Source organism: Kineococcus gurbantunggutensis (genome assembly GCF_050871925.1).
Taxonomy (GTDB): domain Bacteria; phylum Actinomycetota; class Actinomycetes; order Actinomycetales; family Kineococcaceae; genus Kineococcus.
In genome coordinates this window covers 20,655-29,287 of record NZ_JBJLSG010000055.1, presented here as the reverse complement: position 1 = coordinate 29,287, position 8,633 = coordinate 20,655, and the positions used below count along the sequence as shown (strand labels likewise).

4 protein-coding genes are annotated in these 8,633 nt (G+C 72.5%); all 4 read right to left on the bottom strand.

Annotated elements, in window-relative coordinates:
- Positions 1–662 precede the first annotated feature (662 nt).
- The 4 genes from ACRYR7_RS12255 to ACRYR7_RS12240 all read right to left on the bottom strand — a co-directional run bounded on the left by ACRYR7_RS12255 (position 663) and on the right by ACRYR7_RS12240 (position 7,772).
- Positions 663–1,553: a hypothetical protein gene (locus tag ACRYR7_RS12255; protein ID WP_432572376.1), complete on the bottom strand. Its 891-nt coding sequence runs from the start codon at positions 1,551–1,553 to the stop codon at positions 663–665.
- 644 nt (positions 1,554–2,197) lie between these two features.
- Positions 2,198–3,367 (bottom strand): glycoside hydrolase family 6 protein, encoded by a 1,170-nt coding sequence (locus ACRYR7_RS12250; RefSeq protein ID WP_432572375.1) that lies wholly within the window; start codon positions 3,365–3,367, stop codon positions 2,198–2,200.
- A 467-nt stretch (positions 3,368–3,834) separates the two neighbouring features.
- Positions 3,835–5,778: a radical copper oxidase GlxA gene (gene glxA / locus ACRYR7_RS12245; protein ID WP_432572377.1), complete on the bottom strand. Its 1,944-nt coding sequence runs from the start codon at positions 5,776–5,778 to the stop codon at positions 3,835–3,837.
- Between the two features lie 14 nt (positions 5,779–5,792).
- Positions 5,793–7,772, bottom strand: a complete 1,980-nt coding sequence (locus ACRYR7_RS12240) for a glycosyltransferase family 2 protein (RefSeq protein WP_432572374.1) — start codon at positions 7,770–7,772, stop codon at positions 5,793–5,795.
- Between the last annotated feature and the right edge of the window lie 861 nt (positions 7,773–8,633).

Genomic DNA, 8,633 nt, shown 5'->3' with positions numbered 1-8,633 from the left:
GCGCTACGACACCGGCGACAAGCTGGACTACATCAAGGCGGTCGTGCGCCTGGCCAGCGAGCGCGAGGACATCGGCCCGGAGCTGCGCGCGTGGCTGGGCGAGTACGTGGCCTCGGGGGCCGGCGCCACCCCCGGCTCCGACACCTGATCCGACACCGACACCGACACGGGTCCCGGCGCCAGCTCTGGCACCAGCTCAGATCTCTGAGCAGGGCACCTGCCGCCCCGTGCCGCGCGAGCTGAGCGCTCGCGCGGCACGGCCCACACCCGCCGGGCGGCTCACCCGCCACGGGGAGGCCTCCTGACGCTGGGTAGGCCGCCTGCACCGCGCGAGCCGCCTGCACCGGGCGGGCCAGCGACTCGCGCACCACGGCGCCGGCTGGAGCAAGGGCCAGCCCACCAGTGCTCGTGCATCGAGCACCACCGGGCGAGCACCACCGGGCGAGCACCACCGGGCGAGCACCACCGGGCGAGGAGCACCGTAGAGCGAGCGAGCACGCAGACGTCGGCCGTGCGTGCGCTGCGGCGCAGGCGTGATCGACCACCCTGCGGCAGGCACGCCTTCCCCGCGCGGCGCAAACCCGTGGCATCACCGGTGGCATCACCGCTGGTACGTGGGGGTCTGACCCGTGGCGAGTGCGCTCAGCGCGGCCTTGGAGCGTTCAGCACTGCCAGGCGCTCTGCCCGTGCGGTGAGCGCAGGCTGATCACCAGGTGGACGGGGACGTCGCTGATCGCGGCGTGCACGTGCTCCAGGTCGAAGCAGCGCTCGCTCAGCTGCACCAGCTCGTGCGCTGCGCTGCCGGTGCAGTGGCTGATCAGTGCGCGCAGGGCCCGGCTTCGGGCGCCGTCGTCCTCGTGGGCGCCCACCTCACGCTGCCCGGGCGGTCCGTGCGCCATCCACGCCAGGAGCGCCTGGTGGTGCGCCGGCTCGCTCAGCCGCAGCGCGTGCCAGCTCGCCAGGGCCTCCTCGGTGGCGCACGGGGCGTCGGGGTGGGCGATGCGGTGCCGCTGGAAGTGCGCGAGGACACCCTCGTGCTCGAACGCCTCGTGCACCTCCACCGCGGTGATCGCCGTTTCGGTGAGGTAGTGGAACAGCTGGTGCGCGTACAGCGCCTGCACCGCCGCGCGCAGCGCCTCGGGCCAGCTCAGCCCGGCGGGGACGAACGCCTGCAGCGCCAAGGACTCGATGCCGGTGGCGGTGAGGTAGACGCCCCAGCCGGTGCGGGCCGGTTCCTCGCCCAGCGCCTCGCGCAAGGTCACGTCGTGGTAGGGGCTGTACCAGCTGAGCAGGTCCATGTCGGCGTGCCCGATCCGGTGTGCCCATGCGGGCTCGGCCGGCGCCGAGGCGCTGGCGTGCACGCGCTCGCTGAGCTGGGCCAGGCGCTGCTGCACGCTGCAGCCCGCGGCGGTGGCCACGGGCACGGGCTCGATGAGCAGCACGCGATCACCGCGGCGGTGGCGCCGGCGCAGGCCCCTGCCCGCGGTGATGGCTCCGGCGTGCACCTGCAGAAAGTGCTCGGTCACGAGGGCGGGCAACTGCGCGGTTCTCACGGCGTCCTCCTGTGGTGGTGGCTTGGGCGGGCAGGTGGCGCTGGCCGGGCAGGTGGCGCCGGCCGGGGAGGTGGCGCTGGTAGGGCAGCGCTGGAGCGGCCCAGCGCTCGAGGTGGTCGGTGCAGCTGGTGCACCTGGACGTGCTGGGCGCAGGGGAGTGGGGCCGGACGCCTCCTGCGCCGCACACCCCGCCGAGCTCAGCGGGCCGGGAAGCTCAGCGCCGCCGCCGGTGCACGGCAGGCACCCGCCCCTAGCGTGCTGTGTATTGCGCGGCTGGTGCCGGTGCGCACGTGCCTGCTCCGGTGCCGCTGGACGGCGCCGAGGTGCGGCACCTCGCAGCCGGCGCGGCGCTGAAGGCGCCGGGCGCACGCGGTACCCGGTGCACGGGCAGCAGTGGATCTGCGGGGCCGCCGGTGCGGGCACTGCGACACCGCGGCTCGAGGAGCTCGTGGGGCAGGCCCGCCTGCTGCTGCACCGGCGGTTGGCGCGCTCCCGGTGCCTCGCTCTGCCCGGTGCCCGGTGCGCGCCCCACTACCGGCACCGGCCGGCAGCGCAGTGACCGCCGCCGCGACGATCGCCGAGCCGCGATCACCGAGCCGCGGCCCCAGGAAGCGGACCCCAGGAAGCGGTCGGTGCCCGTGGGGTCAGTGCCCCTGGTAGGGGTGGCCCATCTGCGTCTGCATCACCAGGTTCAAGGCGTACTCGGGCCACCACGTCCCCGCGGGCGGCTCCCCGGGCCGGCAGGCGCCGTCGGAGTCACCGGGCACCTTGATCCACAGGTAGGCGTCGATGAGGTCCTCGCCGGTGGCCGAGGTGGGCAGGTTCCCCAGGCTGCGGTGGGTGGGGTTGCACCACTCGGTGCCCTGACCGTCCGGCGCCGCCGGCCCCGAGCCGTTGCGGGAGGTGTCGACGACGAAGCGCGCACCGCCCAGCAGCGATGAGATGCCGCGCCCGTAGGTGGTGCTGTCCGGGGTGCTCTTGAAGTTCGACACGTTCAGGGAGAACCCGTCGGCTTCTTGCACGCCGGAGGCGCGCAGGGCCTGCGCCACCACGCCCTCGTCGGCGATCCAGCCGGCGTTGCCGGCGTCGAGGTAGACCACCGTGGCCGGGTTCTGCTTCAGCCGCTCGACGGCTGCGCGCAGCATCGCGAAGCGTTCTGCCTGGTCCAGCCCGGCCGCGGCGGCGCACCCGTCCAGGGCGTGGATGACCGCGTCGGGCTCCAGGACCACGACCGCCTTGGCCGTGCCGATGCCCTGGGCGAAGCGCTCGATCCAGGCGGCGTACTGGCCGGCGTCGCCGGCGCCGCCGCGCGAGTACGACCCGCAGTCGCGACCGGGGACGTTGTAGGCCACGAGCACGGGCACCTGCCCGGCCGCGGCCGCACCGGCGGTCAGGCGACGCACGTCGGCGCTGACGTCGCCCTCGCCGCCGGTGAACCAGGTCGCCACCGGCTGCTCGGCCAGCCGGCGCAGCCAGAAGGCCTTCTCCTGCTCCCCGCTGGCCTGCCACTGGGCCAGCTGGCTCTGGGCGTGACCTGCGGGGTCGGTGTAGAAGACGGCACCGGCCAGCGGGTTGCTCGCCGCCGCGGCGGTCTTCGCGCTCGCGCTCTGGCTGGTGCTCTGGCTGGTGCTCTGGCCGGTGGAGGCGGCGCTGCCGCCCTCGGGGCTGCAGGCGCTGAGCAGCAGCGCGCCCAGCGCGAGCGCGCCGGCAGCGGCCGCTGCCCGCGCTGCGCTCAGCCTCGCCCGCCGGGTGAGCGCGGTGCGCCTCGTGCCGCCGTGGTGCGCGGGCGTGCTCGGCTGTGCGGCGATCGGCACGGGAGCCCCTTCCAGGGAGTGTCCAGGCAGTGCGTTGGGTGCTTGACTGAGGGGATTGAGGCGATTCCGGCACCACGGTGATCAGCGGTGGTGCTGCGCTGCGGCGACCGGCTGGACCCGCCCGGGTGTGGGGTCCGGTGGTGGGACCCGCTGGCCGTGGGGTCCGGTGGTGGGACCCGCTGGCCGTGGTGTCCGGTGGTGGGACGCGCTGGCCGTGGGGCCTGATGCTGGGACCCGGTGGTGGGACCCGGTGGTGGGACCCGGTGGTGGGACCCGGTGGTGGGACCCGGTGGTGGGACCCGGTGGTGGGAACCGGTGGTGGGAACCGGTGGTGGGAACCGGTGGTGGGAACCGGTGGTGGGAACCGGTGGCCGTGGACCACCGTGGGACCCGGTGGCCGTGGGGGTGGGGCTCGGTCCGGGTGCCCGCCCCGGGGGGAGGGGGCGGGCACCCGGGCGGTGCTGCCTCTAGGACAGGTGTACCCAGCGGGCCTGTGACGGGACGCCGCTGCCGGTGGTGACGAACAGCATGTACCAGCCGCTGGGCGCGATGTTCGCGTCCTGCGGGATGCTCAGGTGCAGCTGGTCGCCGGTCTGGGTGAAGTCGAGGGCGACGGTGCGCTGCTCGACGTCGGTGGCGTGGGTGACGGCGCTGGGGCGCATCAGCTTGGCCGTGGCGATGCTCGAGGTCCCGGCCGAGCTCCCCGCTGGGGTCTCGGCCACCGTGTAGCTGGCCCGGCCCCCGCGCACCAGCTCCTCGGGACCGGCGGTGATGGCCGGCTGCTTACCGTCGAACAGGTACGGCGGGGAGTAGATCTCGATGCGCTGCTCGAAGGTGCCCTCGATGCTGTCCTTGTCGTCGGCGAACAGCGGGTCCGAGCCCAGGGTGATGACCCGGCCGTCGGGCAGCAGCAGCGCCTCGCTGTGGTAGTTGCGCCCGATGCGCTGGGAGGCGGCCTGGCGCATGGTGCCGCTGGCCGCGTCGTAGAGCAGGGAGGTGTGGTTGTCGCTGGCGAACTTGCCGCGGTAGTCCGAGGACCCACCGGTGATCAGCGTGGTGTCGTCGGGCAGGTTGACCAGGTTGGGGTAGCGGGTGCCCTCGGGCAGGCGCGGGCCGTCGACGTACACCGGCTCCTTCGCGCTCAGGTCCACCGTGGCGGTGCGATCGCTCGAGCGCGGGGACTCGCCGATGCCGCCGCCGCCGACGACCATCGCGGTCTGCTTCTGCACCGGCGGCAGCATGATCGAGCCGCTGGTCTCCAGCAGGTCCGCATCGCGCAGACCCGGCACCGGGGCGAAGGAGTTGTCCTTCAGGTCCCACAGGCCCGGCTGGCGCCCGGCGTCGGCCGGGCCGTAGCCGGTGTTGGAGCCGGAGTAGAACAGCCGCCCGTCGGCGGTGGGGTACAGCCAGGGGTAGGTGGGGAAGTAGCGCTCAAGGTCGGTGCGCTCGGCCCAGGTCATCGTGGCGGGGTCGAAGACCTCGGTCTGGCCGGTGAGGACCTGCCCGGTGCCATCCAGCCCGGAGGAGGCCAGCAGCGTGCCGTCGGCCAGGGGCACCACCGTGGGGTACCAGCGCTTGTACTTCATGTCCGCCACGCGGCTGTAGCGCTCGGTCGCGGGGTCGAAGACGTACGTGGACTGCGTGCCCTGGTAGTCCTGCTTGTCCATCGTCATCTTCTGCGCCAGGCCGTAGACGTTGCGCTGCTGATCGCCGTGCAGGCCCGCGATGCTGTACTGCCCCGGCGTCGTGCTCACCGCCGCGGCGCCCTCCTGCACGGCCTCGGCCCACACCACGACCTCGCTGGCGTGCACCGTGGCGCCGCCCTCGAACTCCATCTTGTGCGCCGGCGGCAGCACGAACTCGTTCGTCGAGCGGTACTCCACGCCCTGCGGGGAGGTGAACACGGTCCCCTTGGGGAAGGTCATCGCCTGCGCGTCGGGGTCCTCGTTCTTCACCGTGATCGCGCCGGCGGCGCGGGTGACGTCACCGGCGAGGATCTCGTAGCGCTGCGTGCCGCCGGCCACCACCAGGCGCCCGTCGGAGAGGAAGGCGTGACCGGAGCAGAACATGTCCTCCGGGGTGGGGATCTCCTCGAAGGTGTCGTCGGCGGGGTCCCACACGATGCTGCGGAAGGTGCCGGCTTCGAAGTTCTCGCGGTCGTTGCCCGAGCCGGCCACGATGAGGACTTTGCCGGTGTTCAGCAGCGCGGCGTGGATGGCGTTGACGCGGTACTGCTGCGGCAGCTCGAACGTGCTCCAGGAGCCGTAGGCCGCCTTGTAGTCGTGGGTGCGCACCTTCCACTCGTGGTAGCCCAGCTGCACACCGCCCACCGCGGGCCCGGCGTTGATCCCCAGCACCCCCAGCACCAGGGCCGAGACGGCCGCCACGCGGCGGTCACGGGTGCGCTGCATGATGCGCTGCTTGCTCACGAGGTGCCCTCCACGGTGCTGGCCGCGCCCTGGCGGCCATCGGTCCTGCTGGTCGGAATGCGTGCGATCGAGCCGTGCGTGCTGGTGCTCTGCGTGCTAGTGCTCTGTGTGCTGGCCTGCGTGCTGACGGTCTGCGGGTTATCAGCCTGCGTGCTGATGGCCTGCGTGCGGGCGCCCGGCTCGCCGGCGGGGACGGCGACCTGCTCGTCGCGCAGGTCGATGACGCGCTCGCCACCGGCCCCAGCCGCCCGATCCGCCCGGCGTGCGTGGACCCGGTTGAGCACCAGCGGGGCCGAGAGCACCACGATGGAGACGATCGGCCACATCAGCGAGGCCGCGCGGGCGTTGCCGTTGACGATGCTCAGCGCGATGGCCACCACGAACCAGCCCAGCCAGAACAGGTGCAGGCGGAAGGCGAACAGGCCGTCGGCGGAGGAGGCCGAGCCCTTGGGCGTGACGGCGAACTTCGCCGGCAGGCGCAGCAGCGTCTTCAAGAACGCCCCCGCGTAGACGGGCGTGGCGAAGATCGACATCAGCATGCCCGAGACGCCGAAGGAGCCCTCCTTCTCGAACGGGCTGACGTTGTGCCGGCGGTTGGAGACGTAGATCCACAGCTGGAACAGCGTGGCGTCCAGGTACAGCGCCAGCCACACCTGCGGGGGCACGATGATCCCGCCGGTACCGATGACCGCGTACACCATCACGCACAGCGCTCCCAGCAGCCAGGCGATGGCCATGGAGGGGTAGAACGTGGTGATCAGCGCGTAGTGCAGCAGGTGACCCGGGCGCAGCCGCCAGGCGCGGCGCCACAGGTCCTTCAGCAGCACCTCGAACGTGCCGCGCGACCAGCGGTCCTGCTGGCTGAAGAAGTCGCCCCAGGAGGTGGGTCCTTCCCCGACGGCCAGGACGTCGGGGGTGTACACCGAGCTCCAGCGCTTGCCGGTGAGCGGGTTCTTGCTGGTGTGGAAGACCAGGCCGGTGGCCATGTCCTCGGTCACCGAGTCGCGCAGCCCGCCGATGGAGCGCAGCGCCGCCAGGCGGAAGGCGTTGTTGGTGCCCACCAGCATCGCCACGCCGTAGCGGTTGGCGGCGCGCTGGATGACGGAGTGGAAGGGGAACTGCTGGCTCTCCGCGCCCATCGGCACGAACCCGTCAGCGGAGTTGCCGTAGTCCTGCGGGCCCACCACGTAGGCCACGTCCGGGTCGCGAAAGCCCCCCAGGATCCGCTCGGCGTAGTTGGCCTCGGGCTGGTGGTCGGTGTCCACCGACATCAGGATGTCGTAGCGCTCGTAGCCCACCGCGTCCAGCCAGGCGTTGTAGTTGCCGTGCTTGCTCTTGGCCTTGAACGTCCCGCGCGGCTGGTTGTAGCGCGCGATGCCGTGGCGGGAGAAGTGGTGCACACCCAGCTCGCGGCACAGCGCGGCGACCTCGTCGTCGTTGCCCTCGTCCAGCACCCACGCATCGATGGGCGAGCCGGCCGGGGAGCGCACCTGCCGGATCTTCGTCAGCGTCGCGCGCAGCATGCCCAGCGGCTCCTTGCCCGGCACGAAGCTGGTCACGAACGCCAGCCGCTGACCCTGCACGGCCGGCACCGGGACGGGGTCGCGGGCGATGACCGAGGCGATGGAGAGGGAGATGACGTTGATAAGGCGCAGCAGCTCCACCACGAAGATGGCGCCGATCACCAGCACGTTGGCCCACAGCTCGACCGGGCCGCGGATGTACTGCGGGTGGTGGCTGGGCCACAGCAGCCACACGGCGAAGGCCAGCTCGAAGACGATGTTAAACGCGGCCAGCAGCGCGGTGGCGGCCAGGCGCCGGCGCGAGCCGGCGATGTTGCGCCAGCGCGGCTGGAAGCGCCCGCCGCGCTCAGCGGGGTGCTGAAGGGGCCCGGCGATCCTGGTGTAGGCCGGGTCGCCGCTGTGCTCCTGCTGCAGCGCTGCCCGCTGGTTCAGCGCCGGCACGGGCTCGGGCACGGCCGGCGACGAGTGCCGAGCGCTCCTGCGGCCGCGGTGTACCGCCGCGGCGTTGGGTGCCGTGGCCGACGCGGTGGTCGGTGCAGCGCTCGGCGCGGTGCTCGATGCAGCGCTCGGTGCGTTCGCCGGGGGCGGTGTCGTCGGTGCTGATGTCCACGGTGTCGTACCGGATTCGGTGGTCGACATGGTTCCCCCCATGTGCGTAGTCCTGGTTCAGGGGTTCAGCGCGCACCACGCACGTCGCGACCTGCGCACGGCACGAGAGCGCTCGCGCCATCGAGCGCGCAGCAGCTCCTTGAGCCGTGGCTGGATCTGGTCGCCGCGTCCTCGCCAGGCGTGCGCGCGTCGTCACCCACGCTCACACCGGCGCTGTCCACCTGATCGCCCACCCATCCCCGTGTTCGAGGTTCTGAGCAGGTCGACCCGGTCACCCTGAGCGTGAACTTAGCTAGAGTTCTCAACCACCTCGGGGGAACATCGCACGGATGGAGCAGTCGTCCACTCCGCAGGGTGAGAGGAGTCGGAGAACGCGCACACCAGCTCACCGAGCGTCGCCGCGAGGAGAACTGCGGCGCGGAGTAACCTCCTTGCTCTGCGCGACACCGCCGACACGATCCGCGTCATCACGCGTGCAGCAGTGCGCCTTCCCCGGCGCGGGCACGGGCATGGGTGCGGGTGCGGGTGCGGGTGTGGGTGTGGGTGTGGGTGTGGGCGTGGGTGCGGGCGTCGTCACAGGCGCACGACGCACGGCCCCAGTACGGTGCGGGCACCGCGGAGGTCGACCTCGTCCAAGTGCCGGCCCTGGGTGGTGCTACCCGGCAGCGAGCGCGTCGATGCGTCCCACCAGTCGCGGAAGTTCTG